Annotated in this window: 21 protein-coding genes; 10 read left to right on the top strand and 11 right to left on the bottom strand. The window is 69.6% G+C overall.

Annotated elements, in window-relative coordinates:
• Positions 1–70 precede the first annotated feature (70 nt).
• From AB0B45_RS05450 to AB0B45_RS05420, 7 genes are read left to right on the top strand one after another with little or no spacing between them, the layout of a single operon-like run.
• Entirely contained in the window at positions 71–1195 is a 1125-nt protein-coding gene (locus AB0B45_RS05450) for an aminotransferase class V-fold PLP-dependent enzyme (RefSeq protein ID WP_358125693.1), read from the top strand.
• Between the two features lie 18 nt (positions 1196–1213).
• On the top strand, positions 1214–2518 hold the full coding sequence (locus AB0B45_RS05445; protein ID WP_358125690.1) for a sugar ABC transporter substrate-binding protein: 1305 nt from the start codon (positions 1214–1216) through the stop codon (positions 2516–2518).
• Positions 2515–3417, top strand: a complete 903-nt coding sequence (locus AB0B45_RS05440; protein WP_358125687.1) for a sugar ABC transporter permease — start codon at positions 2515–2517, stop codon at positions 3415–3417. Before AB0B45_RS05445 ends, AB0B45_RS05440 begins: the two co-directional genes overlap by 4 nt.
• The gene (locus AB0B45_RS05435; protein WP_358125684.1) at positions 3414–4223 is read left to right on the top strand and encodes a carbohydrate ABC transporter permease; all 810 of its coding nucleotides are present in this window, start codon (positions 3414–3416) and stop codon (positions 4221–4223) included. Before AB0B45_RS05440 ends, AB0B45_RS05435 begins: the two co-directional genes overlap by 4 nt.
• Positions 4224–4225: 2 nt before the next feature.
• A complete protein-coding gene (locus AB0B45_RS05430; RefSeq protein ID WP_358125681.1) occupies positions 4226–5932 on the top strand; it encodes a glycoside hydrolase family 36 protein in 1707 nt (568 codons plus the stop codon).
• A complete protein-coding gene (locus AB0B45_RS05425; protein ID WP_358125677.1) occupies positions 5933–6961 on the top strand; it encodes a LacI family DNA-binding transcriptional regulator in 1029 nt (342 codons plus the stop codon).
• 23 nt (positions 6962–6984) lie between these two features.
• Positions 6985–8265 (top strand): hypothetical protein, encoded by a 1281-nt coding sequence (locus AB0B45_RS05420; RefSeq protein ID WP_358125673.1) that lies wholly within the window; start codon positions 6985–6987, stop codon positions 8263–8265.
• On the opposite strand, the gene AB0B45_RS05415 is transcribed toward AB0B45_RS05420, so the two are convergent.
• The 11 genes from AB0B45_RS05415 to AB0B45_RS05365 form a co-directional block, all read right to left on the bottom strand.
• Positions 8237–8959 (bottom strand): amino acid ABC transporter ATP-binding protein, encoded by a 723-nt coding sequence (locus tag AB0B45_RS05415; RefSeq protein ID WP_358125670.1) that lies wholly within the window; start codon positions 8957–8959, stop codon positions 8237–8239. The genes AB0B45_RS05420 and AB0B45_RS05415 overlap by 29 nt on opposite strands.
• Positions 8956–9666, bottom strand: coding sequence for an amino acid ABC transporter permease (locus AB0B45_RS05410; RefSeq protein WP_358125667.1), 711 nt, complete (start codon positions 9664–9666; stop codon positions 8956–8958). The genes AB0B45_RS05415 and AB0B45_RS05410 overlap by 4 nt, the downstream gene beginning before the upstream one ends.
• 8 nt (positions 9667–9674) lie before the next feature.
• Positions 9675–10490 (bottom strand): ABC transporter substrate-binding protein, encoded by an 816-nt coding sequence (locus AB0B45_RS05405; RefSeq protein WP_358125664.1) that lies wholly within the window; start codon positions 10488–10490, stop codon positions 9675–9677.
• A gap of 83 nt (positions 10491–10573) precedes the next feature.
• Positions 10574–10918, bottom strand: coding sequence for a cupin domain-containing protein (locus tag AB0B45_RS05400; RefSeq protein ID WP_358125661.1), 345 nt, complete (start codon positions 10916–10918; stop codon positions 10574–10576).
• Positions 10918–12309 (bottom strand): FAD-binding oxidoreductase, encoded by a 1392-nt coding sequence (locus tag AB0B45_RS05395; RefSeq protein WP_358125658.1) that lies wholly within the window; start codon positions 12307–12309, stop codon positions 10918–10920. The genes AB0B45_RS05400 and AB0B45_RS05395 overlap by 1 nt, the downstream gene beginning before the upstream one ends.
• Positions 12306–13388 (bottom strand): ABC transporter ATP-binding protein, encoded by a 1083-nt coding sequence (locus AB0B45_RS05390; RefSeq protein ID WP_358125655.1) that lies wholly within the window; start codon positions 13386–13388, stop codon positions 12306–12308. The genes AB0B45_RS05395 and AB0B45_RS05390 overlap by 4 nt, the downstream gene beginning before the upstream one ends.
• A complete protein-coding gene (locus AB0B45_RS05385; RefSeq protein WP_358125652.1) occupies positions 13378–14160 on the bottom strand; it encodes an ABC transporter permease in 783 nt (260 codons plus the stop codon). The genes AB0B45_RS05390 and AB0B45_RS05385 overlap by 11 nt, the downstream gene beginning before the upstream one ends.
• Positions 14157–14984 (bottom strand): ABC transporter permease, encoded by an 828-nt coding sequence (locus AB0B45_RS05380; RefSeq protein ID WP_358125649.1) that lies wholly within the window; start codon positions 14982–14984, stop codon positions 14157–14159. The genes AB0B45_RS05385 and AB0B45_RS05380 overlap by 4 nt, the downstream gene beginning before the upstream one ends.
• A 7-nt stretch (positions 14985–14991) precedes the next feature.
• Positions 14992–16110 carry an ABC transporter substrate-binding protein gene (locus AB0B45_RS05375; RefSeq protein WP_358125646.1) on the bottom strand — a complete coding sequence of 373 codons (1119 nt, stop codon included), beginning with the start codon at positions 16108–16110 and terminating at the stop codon, positions 14992–14994.
• A 51-nt stretch (positions 16111–16161) separates the two neighbouring features.
• A complete protein-coding gene (locus AB0B45_RS05370) occupies positions 16162–16719 on the bottom strand; it encodes a cupin domain-containing protein (protein ID WP_358125642.1) in 558 nt (185 codons plus the stop codon).
• A 178-nt stretch (positions 16720–16897) separates the two neighbouring features.
• The gene (locus AB0B45_RS05365; RefSeq protein ID WP_358125639.1) at positions 16898–17698 is read right to left on the bottom strand and encodes a GntR family transcriptional regulator; all 801 of its coding nucleotides are present in this window, start codon (positions 17696–17698) and stop codon (positions 16898–16900) included.
• A gap of 115 nt (positions 17699–17813) precedes the next feature.
• Between AB0B45_RS05365 and AB0B45_RS05360 the strand changes: the two genes are divergently transcribed.
• From AB0B45_RS05360 to AB0B45_RS05350, 3 genes are read left to right on the top strand one after another with little or no spacing between them, the layout of a single operon-like run.
• Entirely contained in the window at positions 17814–19115 is a 1302-nt protein-coding gene (locus AB0B45_RS05360) for a sugar ABC transporter substrate-binding protein (protein WP_358125636.1), read from the top strand.
• Positions 19112–19996: a sugar ABC transporter permease gene (locus AB0B45_RS05355; RefSeq protein WP_358125632.1), complete on the top strand. Its 885-nt coding sequence runs from the start codon at positions 19112–19114 to the stop codon at positions 19994–19996. Before AB0B45_RS05360 ends, AB0B45_RS05355 begins: the two co-directional genes overlap by 4 nt.
• A complete protein-coding gene (locus AB0B45_RS05350) occupies positions 19993–20802 on the top strand; it encodes a carbohydrate ABC transporter permease (RefSeq protein ID WP_358125629.1) in 810 nt (269 codons plus the stop codon). Before AB0B45_RS05355 ends, AB0B45_RS05350 begins: the two co-directional genes overlap by 4 nt.
• The last annotated feature ends 43 nt before the right edge of the window (positions 20803–20845 follow it).

Raw genomic sequence — 20845 nt, 5'->3', positions numbered from 1 at the left:
CGGTCTGCCCTATATTGAACGTTCATATCCCCCGTCTGCTCCTGGAGACCTCATGCAGCGCCTTGTTGATATGAACGTTCAACACGCGCGCTACCTGCAGCGATTCGACGACCTCCCCGGCTATGTGGACTTCGCCAGGGTGGGCCCGATCTCGCACGACGTGGCCATGACACTCGTCGAGGCGGCGCGGCTGAGCAGGGGCGAGCAGGCGGTGGACGTGCTGGCGGCGCGGGCCGAGGAGGTGCGCGCGAGCGCGGCCCTGCTCCTGCGGGCCGCGCCGCACGAGGTCACCTTCGCCACCTCCACCAGCCACGCCCTGTTCGCGGCCGCCGCCCTCGACCGCGGCGCCACGGACGAGGGGGTGGTGCTGGTGCGGCGCGGCGAATTCCCCTCGAACGTCTACCCGTGGCTGCGGTTCCAGGATCGCGGAGGCCTGAGGGTGCGGTGGATCGAGGCCCCTCGGGTGACCCCCGAGATCGTGGCCGCCCACCTGACCCCCGATGTCAGGGCGCTCACGGTCAGCGCGGTGGACGCGCTGACCGGCCACCGGCCGCCGCTCGGCGCGCTCAAGGAGGTCCTCGGGCCCCACAGGGTCCTGGTCGTGGACGCGATCCAGGGCCTCGGCGCGGTCCCGCTGGAGGTCGAGGCGGCCGACGTGCTCGCCTCCGGAGGCCAGAAGTGGCTCAGGGCGGGGTGGGGCGCCGCCCTCCTCATGGTCCGCGACCGCGTCGCCGGCCATCTCTCCCCGGACCTCGGCGGCTGGTCCGGCGTCCACGACCCGCTGGCATCGGAGGATCACCCCCGCGAGCCGCTGCCGGGGGCGGCCGCGTACACCATGACCAATCCCGACTATCCGGCCGTCTCCGCACTCGGCGCGGCCCTCGATCTCGTCGCCGCCGTGAGCGTCCAGGCCATCGCGGCCAGGATCGCCGACACCCTCGGCGCCCTCCTCGACACCGCCAGAGCGGCCGGCGCGGAGATCCCGCACGACGGCCTCTCCCCCGCCGAGCGCGGCGGCATCGCCTGCCTCCACCTCCCCGGACACGACCCGGAGGATGTCCACGCCGCCCTCGCGGCAGCGGGGCTCACCACCACGCTGCGCGGCCGCTGGATCCGGCTGTCCCCCCACGCCACCACCCCGCGCCAGGCCGTGGACCGCCTGGCCGAGGGACTGCGTACCGCACGCAGGCCCTGACCCCCCGAAAGGAACGAAATGATCAACCGTCGCGCGGCCCTCGCCGTCCTCCTCACCGGCGCTCTCGCCGCGGCCTGCGGCACCGCCAAGGAACCCGAGCAGGCAGGCCCCGTCAAGATCACCGTCTGGTCGTGGAAGCCCGCCTCCGAAGGCCTGGCCGCCGTCGCCAAGGACTTCGAGAAGGCCAACCCCAACATCAAGGTCAACGTCCAGACCGTCGGCCAACCCGCCATCTGGGACAAGATCACCATCGGCATGGCCGCGGGCGGCAAGGGCCTGGGCGACGTGCTGCACATCGGCATCGACTACCTGCCCGGCTACATGGACAAGTTCCCCGGCGGCCTGGCCGACCTGCGCAAGCTGGGGGCCGACTCCTACAAGGACGCCTTCGCCAAGGGCCTGTGGCCGACCGTGACGGGCAAGGACGGCGGCGTCTACGCGATGCCGTGGGAGGTCAACCCGATCGGCTTCTTCTACCGCAAGGACCTGTTCGACAAGGCGGGCGTCGACGTGGAGAAGATCACCACGTGGGACGAGGCGATCGAGGCGGGCAAGAAGCTCAAGGAGAAGACCGGCGCCTTCCTCATCGGCCTCAACAAGCCCGCGGCGGGCGGCGTGGACATGGACTTCTACCAGGCGCTACTCCAGCAGCAGGGCGCGTTCTACTTCAACCAGCAGGGCGACGTCACGCTCAGCTCCGCGCCCGCCGTCCAGGCCATGACGCTGATCAAGAAGATGAACGACGCGGGCATCATCGCCGACACCTCCGGCGAGGGCACCGCCAAGCAGCTCATCAGCAGCGGCAAGCTGGCCGTGCTGCCGTGGGCGGCGTGGGCGGTCAGCTACATCCCCGAGATGCGCCCCGAGCAGAAGGGCCTGTGGCGCGTGATGCAGCCGCCCGCCGTGACGCCCGGCGGCAAGCGCGCCGCGATCGTCAACTCCACGCACCTGGCGGTGTCGGGCACCAGCCCGCACCAGAAGGAGGCGTACAAGTTCGTGGAGTACGCGCTGACCAAGCCCGAAGTGATCAACAAGGTGTTCAAGGAGGGCGGCGTCTTCCCCGCGCTGACCGCGGCCTACGCCGACCCGAGGTTCACCGCGCCCCAGCCGTACTTCGGCGACCAGCCCGCGCTCAAGACGTTCGTCGACGCGCTCACCGAGGGCGCCGACGCCACCTACTACTCGGGCGACTACGCGAGGGCGCTGAAGATCGCCAGTGACGCGCAGACGAAGGTGCTGCTCAAGGGCGCCGACCCGGCCACCGCGCTGACCGAGGCCGCCACCCTGCTGTCCCAGCAGACGAACAGGAAGCTGGCCGGATGACGCTCACGCTGTCCAGGCCCCGGGAGCGGGCGCGGACCAGGCGGTCGTACGTCACCAGGCGGAACATCCCCTACCTGCTGATCATGCCCGCGCTGCTCGGCTTCCTGGTCTTCAAGGCCTATCCGATCCTCGCCGCGATGTACATCAGCCTGACCACCGGCGCGGGCGCGGCCCGCAGCTTCGTCGGGCTCGACAACTACGTCCGGCTGGTGAACGACCCGCTGTTCTGGACCTCCCTCTGGAACACCGGGCTGATCCTGGTCGTCCAGGTGCCGATCATGCTGCTCTTCGCGCTGCTGCTGGCGCTCGGGCTCAACTCCCCCTTCGTACGGCTGCGCGGCCTGTGGCGGCTCGGGGTGTTCATGCCGAGCCTGACGGGCCTGGTCGCCTACGGCGTGATGTTCTCGGTGATCCTGCGCAAGGACTCGGGCCTGCTCAACTGGATGCTCGGCCTGTTCGGCGTGACGCCGATCGACTGGCTGGGCAGCCCGTTCTGGGCCCGCATCGCCATCGTCATCGCGCTGACCTGGCACTACACCGGCTACAACGCGGTGATCTACCTGGCCGGCCTGCAGAGCATCCCCAAGGAGCTGTACGAGGCGGCGATGGTGGACGGCGCGGGTGCGGCCCGCAGGTTCTGGTCGATCACGGTGCCCCAGCTGCGGCCGATCCTGGCGCTGACGGTGGTGCTGTCGACGATCGGGACGCTGCAGCTGTTCGACGAGCCGTTCGTGCTGACCGGCGGCGGCCCGGACAACTCCACGCTGACGATCTCGCTCTACCTGTACCAGAACGGCTTCCGCTACTTCGACTTCGGTTACGCCGCGGCGATCGCCTACGCCCTGACGTTGATCGTGGCCGTGTTCGGCATCGCACAGATGAGGTTGCAGAAGAAATGAAGGGCTGGACGCTGACTTTCACGCTGGCCGTGGTGTTCGGGCTGTGCGTCGGCCCGTTCTACTGGCTGGCCATGGCCGCCACGCACGGCAACGCCGAGATCTTCTCCTGGCCGCCGAAGTTCTACCCCGGCGACCAGCTGGCCGCGAACACAGCCCAGCTGGAGGAGTCGATCGGCCTCGTGCGGGTGCTGGGCAACACGCTGTACGTGGCGGTCGTGCAGACCGCGGGGGCGATCGTGGTGTCGCTGCTGGCGGGCTACGCCTTCGCCAAGTTCTCCTTCAGGGGCCGCAACCTGTTCTTCGTGCTGCTGCTGTCGACGCTCGTCATCCCCGGCGGCGTGACCATCATCCCGATCTTCGAGATGATGAACGACCTCGGGATGATCGACAGCTATCCGGCGCTGATCCTGCCGAGCCTGTCGGTGCCGTTCGGCATCTTCCTGATGCGGCAGTCACTGCTGGCCATACCGGACGAGCTGCTGGACGCGGCGCGGGTGGACGGCGCGGGAGAGCTGCGGGTGCTGTGGCGGGTGGTGGTCCCGGTGATGCGGCCCGTCCTGGCGGCGCTGGCGGTCTTCCTGTTCCTCGGCGCGTGGAACGACTTCCTGTGGCCGCTGATCGCGCTGCGCACGCCCGAGATGTACACGCTGCCCGTCGCGCTGGCCACCCTGCAGGGGCTGGCCAGGACCGACTTCGGCCAGGTCATGGTGGGCACGGCGATCTCCTCACTGCCCATGATGATCCTCTTCCTCGTTCTCCAGAGACAGTTCATATCCGGCCTGCTGGCCGGTGCCACGAAGGGATAGACATGCAGATCTGGGAGCCGCACGCGCTCGGCGAGACGACCGTGGTCCACGCGGGCGGGGTCGAGGTGTCGGTCGCGGGGACCACCGGCGTCACGGTGACGCCGGTCGCCGAGGGCGTCTGGCTGATCGACGCCCCCGAGGCGACGGCGGCGCAGTGGAGGGTGCCGTGCGTGAACACCGCCGCCTTCTGGACGCCGGGCAGCGGCACCCGCTGGGTGCCGCCGATCTGGAACGCGCCGATGACGGCCAGGCTGACCGTGGGCGCGCCCGTGGTGAGCCTGGTCGGTACGGCGGGCGCCAACGTGTGCACGGCGGCGCTGGCGGAGTCGGTGGCGCCGGTGAGCTTCACCGGAGGGCTGATCGAGGAGTCCGGCGAGTTCGTCTTCACCCTGCAGGGCGACGGGCTGCGCATCAGGCTCGACCTGTCGGACCGGCTGTACTCCGCGGCCCTGGCCGGCGTGGCGGAGTGGTGGCAGGAGGGCCGCCACCTGCCGCCGACGCCACGTCAGGCCAGGCTCCCGGTCTACTCCACCTGGTACAGCATGCATCAGGAGGTCACCGAGGAGGCGGTGGAGGTGCAGGCGAGGCTGTCGAAGCGGCTCGGCTGCGAGACGATCATCGTGGACGACGGCTGGCAGACCGCCGACCGGACGCGCGGCTACGCCTTCTGCGGCGACTGGGAGCCCAACAAGGAGGCGTTCCCCGACATCGCGAGCCACGTGCGCAGGGTCCAGAGCAACGGCATGGCCTACATGCTGTGGTACGCGCTGCCGTTCGTCGGCAAGCACAACGCGGCCTTCGAGCGCTTCGACGGCAGGTTCCTGCGCTACCTCGACCACATGGACGCGGCGGTGCTCGACCCGCGCCACTCCGAGGTGCGCGAGTTCCTCGTCGGCAGGCTCGCCCAGGCGGTCGAGCTCTGGGGCATGGACGGCCTGAAGATCGACTTCGTGGACCGGTTCGCCACGCCCGGCGGCGATCCGGCGCCCGCCGACGGCGCCGACTGCGCGGAGGTGGACGAGGGGGTGCGGCGGCTGCTGCACGATCTCGACGCACGGCTGCGCCGTACCAGGCCGGAGGTGCTGATCGAGCACCGCCAGCCGTACACGAGCCCCGGGCTGTGGCCGTACGCGAACATGGTGCGGGCGACCGACTGCCCGCTGAGCCCGCAGGAGAACCGGCAGCGCACGATCGACCTGCGGCTGACCGCCGGCCCGGTCGCCGTCCACTCGGACATGATCCTCTGGCACCCGGACGAGCCCGCCGAGCAAGTCGCGGTCCACCTGATCAACGCGTTGTTCTCGGTGCCGCAGCTGTCGGTCGACCTGGCGGCGCAGCGGCCCGACCAGCTGGCCGCCATCGGGTTCTGGCTGGGGATCTTCCGCCGCCACCTCGACGCGCTGCAGCTGGGCGTGCTCGAACCGGCCCAGCCAGAGCACGGCTACCCCCTCGTGCGGGCCTACGATGGGGAGACCACGATCATCGCGCGTTACGCTCCCCTCGCCGTGGACGTGCCGGGCAGGGGCGAGGTGCTCGTCGCCAACGCCGACCCCGACCCCCGCGTGGTCCTCTACGGCGAGGGCGAGGCACGAGCCGAGGTCTTCGACTGCGGAGGCTCGCTCGTCAGGGCCGACAGGCTGCGGTTCGACGCGGGAGCGAGCCTGGTAGAGGTGCCCATGGGCGGCCTGCTGAAGCTGAGGAGAGACTAGGTGACGACACGTCGGCCACGCGAGCGCGGGGTCACCATCGAGGACGTCGCGCGCGCGGCCGGCGTGTCACGTCAGACGATCTCCAACGCGCTCAACGCCCCGCACCGGCTGAAGGCCGAGACGCTGGAGCGGGTGACGGCGCTGATCGAGGAGCTCGGCTACCGGCCCGACCAGTCGGCGCGCGCCCTGAAGTCCGGCACCAGGCGGATCATCGCCTACCCGACGCCGGTGGACGATCCGGCCAACCCCAACCCGCTGATGGGCGGCTTCCTCGAGGCGGTCGTGTCCGCGGCGGGCGAGGCCGGCTACCGGATCCTGCTGGTGAGGCCGCGCCCGGGACAGAGCCAGGAGCAGTCGCTCGACGAGCTGATCGCCGCGCGCACGGTGGACGGCTTCCTGCTGTCCGACATACTGCGCGACGACCCCCGTGTCGCCCATCTGGCCACGGAGGGCTTCCCCTTCGCCGCCTTCGGCCGCACGGAGCCCGAGCACCCGCAGTCGTGGGTGGACGTCGACAGCGTCCAGGCGGTGATCGAGCTGGTGGGCCTGCTGGCGGCCAGAGGGCACCGCAAGGTGGCCTTCCTCGGCTCCTCCGCCGAGCAGCCGTGGATGGACGACCGGCGCGACGGGTTCCTCGCGGGCGTACGCCGCCACGGCATGGCGGGCCAGGAGTTCTCCGTGCCCGGCGACGACCCTGGCGAGATCGTCGCGGCCACCCGTGAGCTGCTGACCGGCCGCTCCCGCCCGACCGCGATCGTGGCAGGGGGCGACTGGCTCGCGCTCGGCGTCTACGCCGCCGCCCGGGCCGAGGGCGTGGAGATCGGCGCCGACCTGGCCCTGGCCGCCTTCGACGACCTGCCCGTCACCGCGTTCCTGCAACCGGCCCTGACCACCGTACGGCTACCGCTCCGCCGTATCGCCGAGGCGCTGGTCAGCCGGCTGCTGCAGATCGTCGAGGACGGTGTCACCCCCCAGGCGGGCCTCCTGCTCCCAGGTGAGCTGGTGGTCCGCCCCAGCCTCGGCCCGTGAGGGCCCTGAGATCGGAATCCTCCATGCGTATCGACTCCTCCGACGAGGAGCTGGTGGCGATGTTCGAGTGGGCGTGCGACAGGGCGCTGCGCTGGGCGCACCCCGCGGGGTCGCGCGGCCCGCTCAACGTCGACGAGCGGCAGCCGTCCGGCACGGGCGAGGGCGTCTACCTGCCCTCGTACTGGGCGGGGTACGCCCACCGCAGCGGCTTCTACCTGCGTGACTTCGTCCACCAGCTGCCAGGTGCCCACCTGCTCGGCCTCGACGAGGCCAACCTCGCGATGCTGCGCTGCTTCGCCGCCTCGGCCACCGAGGAGCACGGCCACCGCCCCGTGTGGGCGTTCAACTTCGACGGCTCCTACCTGGCGATCGACTACCGCGGTCCCGACGCGTTCGTCAGGGAGGCGCCCGCGGGGTACGAGCTGGTGGAGGCGGGCGCCGTCGCCTACCGGTGGACAGGCGACCGCGCCTACGTCGACGACCCCGTGCTGTGGGACTACTACCGGCGGGCGGTCGAGCTGCCCCCGACCGCCATGGGGGCGAGCATCTTCGAGGGCACCGCCACCTACAACGAGCAGGACGCCGAACCGCTGGCGGTGGCCGGTGACGGCGTCGCCGCGCGGTACGCCGCCTTCCTGGCGATGGCCGAGCTGTCGAGGACGCGCGGCCTGGACGGCGAGGACTACGAGCGGCGAGCCGCCGACCTGCGCCGCCACTTCGCGTCCGAGTGGACGGGCGTGCGCGGCTTCACCAGGGACGGCACGCCCGTCACGGGCTGGGGCATGGAGAGCAGCTGGTTCCCCGCGCTGAAGCGGCTCACCGCCGACGACGACCTCCTGGACCACATCGACGCCCAGGCCGGCGGTCCCGGCAGGCCGCACAACGTGGAGGCGTGGACGTACCTGCCCGACACGTTCTTCCGGCACGGCAGGCCGGAGGCGGCCTGGCGGTGGATGAGGGAGATCTACGCCTCCCGCGAAGGCGAGCACGTGGCGGGCGGGCGCAACGGCGACTATCCGGAGGTGTCGTTCACGCTGGTCAGCCAGGTGGTGGAGGGCCTGCTTGGGGTGCGGCCGTACGGCAGCGCGATCGCCACGGAGCCCTCGCTGCCCGCTGGGGTCGACTGGCTGGCCGTCTCCGGCATCCCGGTCGGCGGCGGCAGCGTGGCGGTCCGCCACGAGGGCGGGACGACCACGCTCACCAACCTGTCGGATCACGTCACCTACACCTGGACGGCCGGGGGGCGCACCCGGCGGGTACCGCCGGGCGCCACGCTCACAGCACGTCGGACAGGAACTGCTTGAGCCTGGGGCTGACCGGCGCCTCGAAGATCTGCGAGGGCGGCCCCGCCTCCACCGACACCCCCTCGTCGAGGAAGACCACGGTGTCGGCCGCCTCGCGGGCGAAGCCCATCTCGTGGGTGACGACCACCATGGTCATGCCCTCGCGGGCCAGGTCGGCCATCAGCCCCAGCACGCCCTTGACCAGCTCGGGGTCGAGCGCCGAGGTGGCCTCGTCGAAGAGCATCACCTGCGGCTCCATCGCCAGGGCCCTGGCGATGGCGGCCCGCTGCTGCTGGCCGCCTGACAGGTGCCCGGGCCGCGCATCCGCCTTGCCCGCGAGGCCGACCAGGTCGAGCTGGCGCCTGGCGATCACCTCGGCCTCGTCGGCGGACACGCCTCTGATCTTGCGCAGCGGCAGCGTGAGGTTGCGCAGGATGCTCATGTGCGGGAACAGGTTGAACTGCTGGAACACCATCCCGATCCGGCGCCGCAGCCGGTCGGGGTCCTCCCCCAGCACGCTCTGACCGTCCAGGAGGACGTCGCCCCTGGAGGGTTCGAGCAGCCGGTTGATCGTGCGGAGGAACGTCGACTTGCCCGAGCCTGAGGGCCCGATGACACAGGCGGTGTGCCCGTGCTCGACGTCGAGGTCGACACCGCGCAGGACGGGTGTGGCGCCGAAGGACAGGTGGATGTCGCGGGTGACGACGCCGCTCATGCCCTCGCCTCCTTCGGTGCGGCCCTCAGCCGTCTGTCGATGTGGTTCACCAGGTGCGTGAGCGGCACGGTGAGCAGCAGGTAGAACAGTCCCGCCAGCACCAGCGCGGACTCGTTGCCGGTGTTGGCCGCCGCGTCCTGCCCGATCCTGAACAGCTCGCGCTGGGTGGCCAGGAGGCCGAGGAAGTAGACCAGGCTCGACTCCTTGATGAGCGCGATGACCTGGTTGACCAGGGCGGGCAGCACCCGCCGTACGCCCTGGGGGATGATCACCATGCGCAGCGCGGCGCCGCGGGAGAACCCCAGCGCGCGGGCTGCCTCCAGCTGGCCGCTCTCGACGCTCTGGATGCCTGACCGGAAGATCTCACCGATGTAGGCGGCGGCGACCAGGGAGAGCGCGAGGATGCCCAGCGGATACGGGTTGGGTCCCCAGACGCGCATGCCGATCGGCGCGAGACCGACCCCGATGAGCAGGATGGTCACCACGGCGGGCAGCCCGCGGAAGACGTCGGTGTAGACGCGCGCGGGCCATCTGAGCCATCTGGCCCTGGCGATGCCCGCCATGGCCAGCAGCATGCCGAGGACCGTGCCGAGCACGGCGGAGACGCCGGCCAGGATCAGCGTGTTGGGCAGCCCGACGGTGAGCATGTCGGGCAGCGCCTCGCGCATGGACTCCCAGTCGAAGAACATCCGCCACAGCGTCGACAACCAGTCCATTATCGGGCGCCCGCGCTACCCGGCTTGAAGTCCGCGGGGATCGGACGGCCGGGGTAGTACTGGTCCTGCAGCTTCTTCCATGTGCCGTCGGCGATGACCTCGTCCAGCGCCTTGTTCAGCGCGGCCAGCAGCTCGGGCTTGTCCTGCGCGACCGCGAAGGCCGTCGGCGCGGGGCTGAGCCGCTTGGCGGCGAGCGCGATCTTGCCGCCGCTCTCCTTGGCGCTGGTCTCGCCGATCTCGGCCGGGGAGATCCACGCGTCGGCGGTGCCTGCCTTGAGCTGGTTGACCGCGCCGTTGTAGTCGGGCACCCGGACGGGGTCGAGGGCCTGCTGGGTGGCGTAGTCGTCCTGGACGGTGCCCTGGACGACGACCACCCGCTTGCCCTTGAGCTCGTCGAAGGACTTGATCGCCGAGCCGGACGGCACGTCGAGGCCGAAGTAGCCGAAGTCGTAGCCGTTGGTGAAGGCGACGGTCTTCTTGCGGGCCTCGGTGATCGTGATGGAGGAGCTGCCCACGTCGAACTTGTGCGTGGCCACCTGCGACAGCAGCGCGGAGAAGTCGGTGCCGACGAACTCCACCTTGAGGCCGGCCTTGGCGGCGACCGCGGAGAACAGGTCGTTGTCGAAGCCGGTGAACTTGCCGTCCTTGAGGAAGACGTTGGGCGGCGCGTCGGTCAGCGTCCCCGCCCTGACGGTCCCCGGCTGAAGGAGCTTGTACGGGTTGGCGGCGGCCCCCGCGGAGTCGCCTGAGCCGTTCGATCCGCAGGCGGAGACGGCAAGGAGGGCGGTGAGGGCCAGAACGATGCGCTTACTCATATCACATATCCAAGTAGGAAAAGCAGGAAATTTGGCGAAGAAGACGGCCCGCCATCACGACGGGCCGCCCAGTAATCTACTTATCAGGTAGGATTTGTGTCAATTGTGATATAGGTCTTGCGCATCGTCTCGTGCACCACCCACGTGCCCTTCCAGCCGTCCCGCAGCACCACGGTCGAGCCGGGGCCGAGCTCGGTCACCTCGCCGTCCTCGGCGGTCAGCGTGGCCCTGCCGGTCAGGATCTGGCAGATCTCGTGGAAGCCGTCACGCACGGCGGTGAAGGTGCCGGGCTCGCACTCCCACACTCCCGTCTCCGCGCCGCCGTCGCGCCACAGCTGGAGCGTCGACTCGCGCTGCCCGGTCAGGCTGGTGGGCTTGGGAACGGCGGGAGGAAGCGCCACGGACACGGCGTCGGTCAGATGCGTCATCAGCGCCCCGCAATCAGGTTGGCCAGGCGGGCGTACCCGGAGGTGGTGGTGCCCCTGTCGTTCTCGCGCCGGTCGGCGGCGCGGAACAGCGTGTAGATGAGCTGGACGCCGGCGTAGCGCAGCGGCTCTGGCTCCCACTGGCGGACCTGCCTGCCCACCCAGGGCAGCGCCGTCAGCTCGGTGTCCTGGCGCAGCACCAGGTCGCGCAGCGTGCGCCCGGCCAGGTTGGTGGTGGTGACGCCGCTGCCGACGTAGCCGCCCGCCCAGCCGAGCCCCGTCTCGTGGTCGAGGTGGACGGTCGAGCACCAGTCGCGCGGCACGCCGAGCACGCCGCACCAGGAGTGCTGGATGCGCGCGTCGGCCGCGGCGGGGAAGAGCTTGACCAGCATCCGCCACAGCGACTCGACGGTCCAGCGCTGGGTGGCGCCGCGGTCGTCGGTGCGGGAGCCGTACCGGTACGGCACGCCGCGCCCGCCGATGGCGATGCGGTCGTCAGCGGTGCGCTGGGCGTAGATGTAGGCGTGCGCCTCGTCGCCGAGCAGCTCGCGGTCCTCCCAGCCCAGGTGCTTCCACACGTCGGCGGGCAGCGGCTCGGTGACGATCATCGAGCTGTTCATCGGCAGCCACTGACGGCGCTGGCCCTCGATCCCCGCGGTGAAACCCTCGGTGGCGCGGATGACGTACTCGGCCTTCACCACCCCCCTGGTGGTGATCGCCTGCCTGGGCTTGATCGCGGTGACCGTGGTGCCCTCGAAGATGTCGACGCCGAGCGCGGCGACCACCCTGGCCAGGCCCACGGCCAGCTTGGCCGGCTGGATGCGGGCGCAGTGCGGGCTGAAGGTGGCGTCGAGCGCTCCCGCCACGCGCAGGCGCGACTCGCGCTCGTCGCGCTCGAGCAGGCGCAGGTCCTGCTCGCCGTACCCCCACGCGCGCAGTTCGTCGAGCTCCTCGTGCAGGCGGCGACGCTGGGCGGGGTTGGTGGCGGTGTGGATGAGGCCGCCCTTGTGGATGTCGGCGTCGATGACCTCCGCGTCGGCGACGCGGATGACCTCGTCGACCGAGGCGAACATGGCGTGCTGCAGGTCGATCATCGCCTGACGGCCGCGTGCCTTGGCGTGCCGCTCGCGCGAGCCCGCGAACTCGGCCGACAGCCATCCGCCGTTGCGCCCCGAGGCGCCGAATCCGGCGAACTCCTTCTCCAGGATCGCGATCCGCAGGTCGGGCTGGGACTTCTTCAGGTAGTAGGCGGTCCAGAGGCCGGTGTAGCCGCCGCCCACGATGGCGACGTCGTAGTCGCGCGAGCCCGGCAGGGCCGCCCTGCGGTCGGGGATGCCGATCTGCCGGTACCAGAAGGAGACTCCTCCGTTGGCGAAGTCCTTGGTGACGTTCACGTGAGCACAGCCTCCGCGTCGCTTTCGTCGGGTAGGAGGACGGAGTCGGCGACGCGCCAGGTCAGCGTCACCTCGTCGCCTACGCGGGCCTCGCTCAGGCCGCCGGCCTGCTCGCGGACCAGCGCGGGAGAGCCGTCCGGCAGCCGCAGCTCCAGCTTGCGGCTGGAGCCCAGGTAGATCTCGCCGGTGACGGTGCCCGGCAGGGCGTTCCAGCCCGCCTCCGCCTCGTGCCCCGGCTTGCGGACGGCCAGCCGTTCGGGCCGCACCACCAGGGCGCCGTCCTTGGCGTCGATGCCGTCCTGGACGTGCAGGTTGCGCGCGCACACCCCGATGCCCCCGTCGGAGACGGGCCCGCGCAGGACCGTCGACTCGCCGAGGAACTTGGCCACGAACAGCGTCTTCGGCCGCTCGTAGAGCTCGGCGGCGGGTCCGACCTGCTCGATGCGGCCCTTGTTGAACACCGCGATCCTGTCGGACAGGACCAGCGCCTCGTCCTGGTCGTGCGTCACGTAGACGAACGTGGTGCCGAGCTCGGCGTGGATGCGCTTGATCTCCAGCTGGAGCCAGTCGCGCAGCTTCTTGTCCAGCGCGCCGAGCGGCTCGTCCATGAGCAGCACGCGCGGGTTGTAGACGATCGCGCGGGCGACGGCGACGCGCTGCTGCTGGCCGCCGGACAGCTCGCGCGGGTAGCGATGGCCGAAGTCGCCGAGGTGAACGGTGGCCAGGGCCGCCTCCACCAACTCGGCGCGCCTGGCCTTGGGGATCTTGCGCTGCTTGAGCGGGAAGGCGACGTTCTCGGCGACCGTCATGTGCGGGAAGAGGGCGTAGTGCTGGAAGACCATGCCCATGTCGCGCTTGTGCGGCGGGGTGGCGCCGATGGAGGTGCCGTCGACGGTCAGCTGACCGCTGGTCTGCCTGACGAACCCGGCGATGATGTTGAGCGTCGTGGTCTTGCCCGAGCCGCTGGGCCCGAGCAGGGTCATGAACTCGCCCGGCTCGATCGACAGCGACACGTCGTCCACGGCGACGAAGTCGTGGTAGGTCTTGGTGAGGCCGGTGAGCTCGATGCTACTTGGCACGGGTCCTCCTGGCGACGAAGAAGGTGGCGACGAGGACGAGCGTCGTGGTGAGCACGATGATCATGGTGGCCGCGGCGGCGATGGTCGGGTCGGTCTCACGGGTGACGCTGGCGTACATCTTCACCGGCAGGGTCTGCAGATACGGACTCTGGATGAACAGCGAGACGACCACCTCGTCGAAGCTGGTCACGAAGGCGAACAGCGCCCCCGAGGCCACGCCGGGGGCGACGAGGGGAAGCGTCACGCTGCGGAAGGCGGTCCACCTGCTCGCTCCGAGGCTGGCGGCCGCGTCCTCCAGCCGCCTGTCGAAGCCGCGCAGCGAGGCGGTGACCGGGATGATGACGAACGGCAGGGCCAGCACGGTGTGCGCCATGACGAATCCCACGAGCGTGCCCACGAGCTGGAGCTTGAGGAACACCGCGTAGGTGCCGATGGCCAGCACGACGCCCGGCACGATCATCGGCGCCAGCATGGAGCCCTGTGCCACGGCGAGACCCTTGATCTTCGCCCTGGTCAGGCCGAGCGCGGCGGCCGTGCCGAGGACGGTGGCCACGACCGTGACCAGCAGCGCCACCTGCACGGAGGTGCCGAGCGCGGACATCCACGCCGAGTCGCCGAAGAAGTTGGCATACCACCGGGTGGAGTAGCCGTCAGGAGGGAACTTCAGCGACGGCTTGTCGGTGAAGCTCAGCGGCACCACGATCAGCGCGGGCGCGACCAGCCACACGCCGATCAGCGCGCAGAAGGCCCAGAGCAGGCCGCGGGCCCTCATCCTGTCACCTTCCTTCCCGTACGGCGCAGCGTCAGCGCCAGCAGCGCGATCATGGCGAGCGTCAGCCCGAGCAGCACGACGCCCATCGCGCCGCCGCGGCCCCACTTGAGCAGGCCGTTCACCTGGGTGAAGATCTGCTGCGAGATCAGCGCGTCGGTCGGCGAGCCCAGCAGCGCGGGGGTGACGTAGAACCCGAGCGCGCTGATGAACACCGTCAGGCACCCGGCCGAGACGCCGGGCAGCGACAGCGGCACGTACACCTTGAGGAACGCCTTGACCGGATGGGCGCCCAGGCTGGTGGCCGCCGGCAGCAGCCGCCTGTCGATGCCGCTCATCACCGCGTACAGCGGCAGCACCATGAACGGCATCAGCAGCTGCACCATGCCGATGACCACACCGGTCTGGGTGCGGATGAGGCTGAAGGGCCCCATCCCGATCACGCCGAGCATCTTGTTGATCACGCCGGTGTCCTGGAGCAGGATCACCCACGCGAACGTGCGCACCATGAGGCTGGTCCAGAACGGCACCAGCACCAGGAGCGTCAGGATCGCCCTGGCCCTCGACCCCGCGATCGTCATCGCGTAGGCGTAGGGGTAGGACAGCGCCAGCGCCACCAGCGTCACCCAGAACGCGGTGCTGAACGTCCTGCCGAGCACCTGCAGGTTCGCCCGCTCACCGAAGAACCAGGCGAAGTTGCCCAGCCCCGGCTCAGGGTCGGTGAAGGCGCTGATCAGCATCGACACCAGCGGGTAGAGGAAGAAGACGCCGAGCGCGATCAGCGCGGGCAGCAGGAGGAGCGCGGACCCCGCCGTTCTCTCTTTCACGGCGTGCTCAGCCCCCGAGCCAGGCGGACCACTTCTCGATCATCTCGGGCTGGTTCTTCGCCCACCACTTGTCGTCCACCTTGAGCCGCTTGTCGGCGACCTCGGGACGGGTGGTCAGGAAGGAGGCGCCGAGCTCGTCGAGCTTGGGCTTGGCGTCGGTGTTGATGGGCGAGTAGGAGGTCAGCTCGGTGAGCTTGGCCTGCTGCTGGGCGCCCAGGTAGTAGTTGATCATCGCCATGGACGCCTTGGGGTTCTTGGCGTTCTTGGGGACCGACAGGGAGTCCATGATGGGCATCCACTCGTTCCACTGCACGTCGAACTTCGCGCCGTTCTTGATGCCGGCGTAGGCGCGGCCGCTCCACATCATGACCATGTCGACCTCGCCGGACTCCAGCAACTGCTGGGACTCGGCGCCGGTCTTCCAGAAGACGAGGTTGCCGCGGACGGCGTCGAGCTTCTTGGTCGCCTTGGCGACGTCGAGCGGGTAGAGCTGGTCGGCGGCGACGCCGTCGGCCACGAGCGCGGCCTCGAACGGGCCGGGCGCCGCGTCACCGGGGTTGCCGGGGATGGCGCGCTTGCCGGGGAACTTGGCGGTGTCGAAGAAGTCCTTCCAGCCCTGCGGGGGGTTGGCGCCGAACTTGTCCTTGTTGTAGGCGAGGACCATGCCGTACTGCATCGCGGGGACGCTGCAGTCGGTGGCCAGGCCGTCGGGGACCTTCGACTTGTCGATGACCTTGAAGTCGAGGGGCTGCAGCAGCTTGCCGCACTGGGCCTCGGCCCAGATGGAGTCGGTGTCGACGACGTCCCACGTGACGTTGGAGGAGTCGACCTGTGCCTTGATCTTGGCGTAGTCGGTCGGGCCGTCCTGCACCACCTGGGCGCCCGACTCCTTGCCGAAGGGGTCGATGGCCGCGTCCTGCTGGCCCTTCTGGTAGACGCCTCCGTAGGACACGAAGGTCATGTTCACGCCCTTCAGGGCGTCCTTCTTCACGGCTCCGGACTGTGCGGGTCCCGAGCCGAGATCGACGTCCGCGGGCGCCGCGGCGCCTCCGCCGCAGGCCGCGGCCAGCAGGAGGGAGGCCGCGGCGACAGCCGTACCGGCCAGTCGCTTGGGTCGCATGAGCATGGTTGCCCCCTCGTTGATCGTTGAATGGGGTTCTTGCGGGGTGGTCAGGGGTCAGTCAGGTGTGGGCGGGCCGATGATCCAGAGGACCTCGGCGTCCACCTCGCCGTCGTTGACGACGCGGTGCGGGATCGAGGTGCGGTACTCGACGCTGTCGCCCGGCCCCATCTGGAGCAGGCTCTTCTCGCCCAGCTGGACGGCTACCGTGCCGCGCAGGACGAGCAGGATCTCCTGGGAGTCGCCGTGGGTGTACTGGTCGTCCCCTGTGGAGGCTCCTGGCTCGAACTCGCCGCTGTACACCTCCAGGTTCTGGAGTGGTCGCTGCGAGATCAGGTACTTGCGCGAGCCTCGTCCCGCGTGCAGTTCCGGGCGCTCGGTCCTTCTGACGACGCGATGGCCGTCCGCTTCCTCTTCGCTGAACAGATCGGCGACCGTGATGCCGAGCGCCAGGGCGATCCGCCGCAGCATCCCGACACTCGCACTGGTCTGGCCTCGCTCCAACTGGCTGATGAAGCTGGCGCTCGCCTGGGCCTGCGCCGCCAGACCCCTGACGGTCATCTGGCGCATGCTCCGATAGGCACGGATCCGGTCGCCCAAGGGCTCAGATGCCATCGAACGTCTCGATTCTCTGCACTGAACAAGTTGTTAAGTGGCAATGAAGGGACCGTACAAACGCATCAACCGCCCCAGCAAGGGGGCGGTTGATTACAAATCGGTCAACTGTGATCGCGCTCACGTCATGGAGCGCACGAAACCGCAGGTCACCAGCCTGTCAGTGCCGAGGTAAAAATCACGGGAGCCGTTCAAGGACGCGACTCACGCCGCTGTTCCAGTTGGTGTGCAGCGCGGACACCGCGCCCGCCACGTCACCGCGCAGCAGGTGCTCGGCGATCCGCTCGTGCTCCTCCGCCACGCGTTCGAGCACCTCCGAATCACCCACGACCAGCCGCTCGTACCGGTGCATGCCCAGCTTCAGGCTGGTGATCAGCTCGATCAGCCGCTCGTTCGGGCAACCGCTGAGCATCAGGTCGTGCCACTCGTCGTCGTAGCGTTCGATGACGCCGTGCTCGGCCCTGGGCGCGGAGAAGTCGCGCGCCTTCTCCAGCAGCGCGGGCGCGATCCGCCGCAGGTCGTCGAGGTCGGACAGTTGCAGCGCCAGCGCCTCCATCCCCGAAAGCACCTGCGCGAGCTCCCTGAACTCCTTCGGGGTCATCGGCGCGAACCTGAACCCCTTGCCCTGCTCGCTGCGGATCAGCCCCTCGATCTCCAACGCGATGAGCGCCTCACGAAGCGGCGTCCTGCTGACGCCCATCGAGGCCGCGATCTGCCCCTCGTTCAACGGCTCCGCGGGGTCGAACTCGCCCCGCTCCAGCCGGCGCAGCAACTCGTCCTTGATCTGCTCCCGCAGCGGGCGGCGCTCGATCCGCATGGCCCCTTCTCTCCCCTTGACGCTCAATGCATACCAGGCGGCGCCCGCCCCATCCACCTCAAGCATCCCGCCGCCCACGAACGCGCCGCCACCACCTGCGCCACCGGCGCCGAGACCGCCAGCGCCCTCGCGCCGGGGTGACGCGTTGAGCTTGCCCGTCATGCTCGGGTATTCCCGGAGTTCCCGCTGCAAGAGGGCTGGCGCTTCGGCATTATTCCGCGTACGTTACTCAGCACTCATTATTCAGCGTGTGACATGGTACGTACCTGGAGCGGAAGTGAAAGCTCTCCTTGCCGCCGCGGCGGCACTGGTCACCCTGACCGGATGCGCCACGGGCGGCGTCCAGCGGGCCGCCCCGTCGATCGCGCCAAGCTCTCAGGAGCTGTCCGGCGAGGTCAAGGTGTGGTCGTTCGACGTCGGAGCCAAGGCACTGCAGCGCCTCGCGCCGGAGTTCATGAAGCTGCATCCCGGCGTCAAGGTCGAGGTGACCGACGTCGGCTACGACAACGTCTACGACAAGATCACGGTCGGCCTCCAGTCCGGCTCGGGCCTGCCCGACGTCGTGCACCTGGAGGACGAGCGCGTCTCCGCCTACGCCAAGAACTTCCCCAACGGCCTGGTCGACCTCGGCCCCGTCGCCGCCAAGTACAAGAGCGACTTCGACCCCGCCAAATGGCAGACCGCGTCGGGTCCAGGCGGCAAGCTCTACGCCCTGCCATGGGACTCCGCCCCCGTCGGACTGTTCTACCGGCGTGACTACTTCGAGCAGGCCGGGGTCAAGGCCGAGGACGTCACGACCTGGGACGAGCTGGTCAAGACGGGCCTGCAGGTCAAGGCCAAGACGGGCAAGCGGCTGTTCGTCGCCGACCTCGGCGACAGCACCCCGCTGTTCACTACCCTGCTGCAGCAGCAGGGCCAGGGGATCTTCAAGGACGGCAAGGTCGCGGTGAACTCGGCGGCGGGCGTGAAGGCGCTGACCCTGATGGCCGAGCTGAAGAAGCAGGACCTGCTGCAGAACGAGAAGGGCTGGGACGGCAGGGTCACCGCCACCAAGGAGGGCAAGGCCGCCACCGCGCCCACCGCTGTGTGGTGGACCGGCACGCTGACCTCAGAGATGCCCGAACTGTCGGGCAAGTTCGGGGTGGTCCCGCTGCCCGCCTTCGAGGAGGGCGGCGTGCGCACCTCGGCCAACGGCGGCTCCATGCTCGCCGTCACCGGGCAGACCCGCAATCAGCAGGCCGCCTACGCCTTCGTCGAGTTCGTCACCGCGAACAAGGACAGCCAGCTGTCGATGATGAAGACCGAGAGCCTGTTCCCCGCCTACCTGCCCGCGCTGGCCGACCCCTACTTCGGCCGGCCCGTCGACTACTTCGGCGGCCAGCCGGTCAACCAGCTCTTCGCCGAGCAGGTGCGCGACATCCCGCCCGTGGAGTCCACCGACGACGACGCCGAGGCCTCCGAACTGCTCAAGAAGCTGCTCTCGCGGGCCGTGGTCGGCGGCGAGGACCCCAAGACCGTGCTGGACGAGGCCGCCAAGCAGATCTCGACCGCCACCAAGCGGGAGATCGCGGCGCCGTGACCGCGCTGACCGAGAAACTCGTCAGGGCCCCCGCCCTGCCGGGTCCCCGTCACCGGCGGCTGATCCCGTGGATCTTCGCGGGCCCCGCCACCGCGCTGTTCGCCGTCTTCTTCGCCTATCCGCTGGCGGCCTCGCTGATGCAGAGCTTCCAGCGGACCGAGGACGGCGTCACCGCGTGGGCGGGCCTCGACCAGTACGCCAGGCTGCTGGGCGACGCCAGGTTCGGCCGGTCCCTGCTGAACGTCGGCCTGATCCTGCTCGTCCAGGTGCCGATCATGATCGGGCTTGCGCTGGTGCTCGCCTACGTGCTCAACCAGTCGTGGCTGCGCTTCCGCGCCACCCTGCGGGTCGCCTTCTTCCTGCCCGCCGTGACCACGCTCGTGGCGTACGCGGTGGTGTTCAGGGTGTTGCTGAAGACCGAGGGCGGCATGGTCAACCAGTTGCTCGGCCACGAGATCGCCTGGCTGGACGACCCGATGTGGGCGCGGGTGGCGCTGATCGCCTCCATCACCTGGCGGTGGACCGGCTACAACATGGTCATCCTCCTGGCCGGACTCCAGACGATCGGCAGATCACAGTACGAGGCCGCGGCCATCGACGGCGCCGGCCCGTGGCGGACGCTCACCAGCGTGGTCGTGCCGCAGCTCAAGCCGGTGATCCTGTTCTGCTCGATCACCTCCACGATCGGCACGCTCCAGCTGTTCGACGAGAACAAGGTGCTGACCGACGGCGGCCCTGACGACGCGACGCTCTCGCCGATCCTGCTGCTGTTCCAGGTCGGGTTCAAGCAGTTCGACTTCGGCTACGCCGCCGCGATGGCATGGGCGATCGTGCTGATCATCGGCGTGCTGTCCTACGCGCAGTTCAGGTGGTTGAAATGAGGCGGCTGCTGGTCTGGCTGCTGGTGGCGGCGGGCGCGCTCGTCAGCGTCGTGCCGTTCTACTGGATGGCGGTCGCCTCCACGCACGACACCAGCGAGCTGTTCCGCTCGCCGCCGCCGTTCCTGCCGGGAGACGACCTGCTGGCCAACCTGCGCGGCCTGGAGGAGGCGGTCGGCTTCACCAGGGTGGTCGTCAACAGCCTGGCCACCGCGCTGGTCTACACCGTAGGCAGCGCGCTGGTCAGCGCCATGGCGGGGTACGGCCTGGCGAAGTTCCGCTTCAGGGGCCGCGGCGTGCTGCTCGCGGTGGTCCTCGCGACGATGATGATCCCGTTCCAGGTGCTGCTCGTGCCGCTGTTCCAGATGATGGCGAGCATCGGCTGGGTCGACACCTACCAGGCGATCGTCATCCCGTTCCTGGCCAACTCCTTCGGCATCTTCCTGATGCGGCAGGCGTTCCTGGACTTCCCCGACGAGCTGATCGAGAGTGGGCGCCTGGACGGCGCGGGCGACCTGCGGATCTTCTACCGGATCGTGCTGCCCGTGGTGCGGCCCCAGCTCGGCGCGCTGGTCATCTTCACCTTCATGAGCCAGTGGAACTCCTTCATCTGGCCCCTGCTCATGCTCAACTCCGAGGAGAAGTACGTGCTCCCCGTCGCGCTCAGCCACCTGACCGGGCTGACCCGCGTCGACTACTCGGGATTGATGCTGGGCGCGCTGCTGGCGACGCTGCCGCTCATGCTCGTCTTCTTCGTCTTCCAGAAGCAGTTCGTCTCCGGCCTGCTCGGTGGGGCGGTGAAGGGGTGACGGAGGAAGGGCCGCCGCGGGCGGGCGCCGCGTCACGCTCGTG

Source organism: Nonomuraea sp. NPDC049152, from assembly GCF_040648355.1.
Taxonomy (GTDB): domain Bacteria; phylum Actinomycetota; class Actinomycetes; order Streptosporangiales; family Streptosporangiaceae; genus Nonomuraea.
This window is presented reverse-complemented; position numbering and strand designations above follow the sequence as displayed.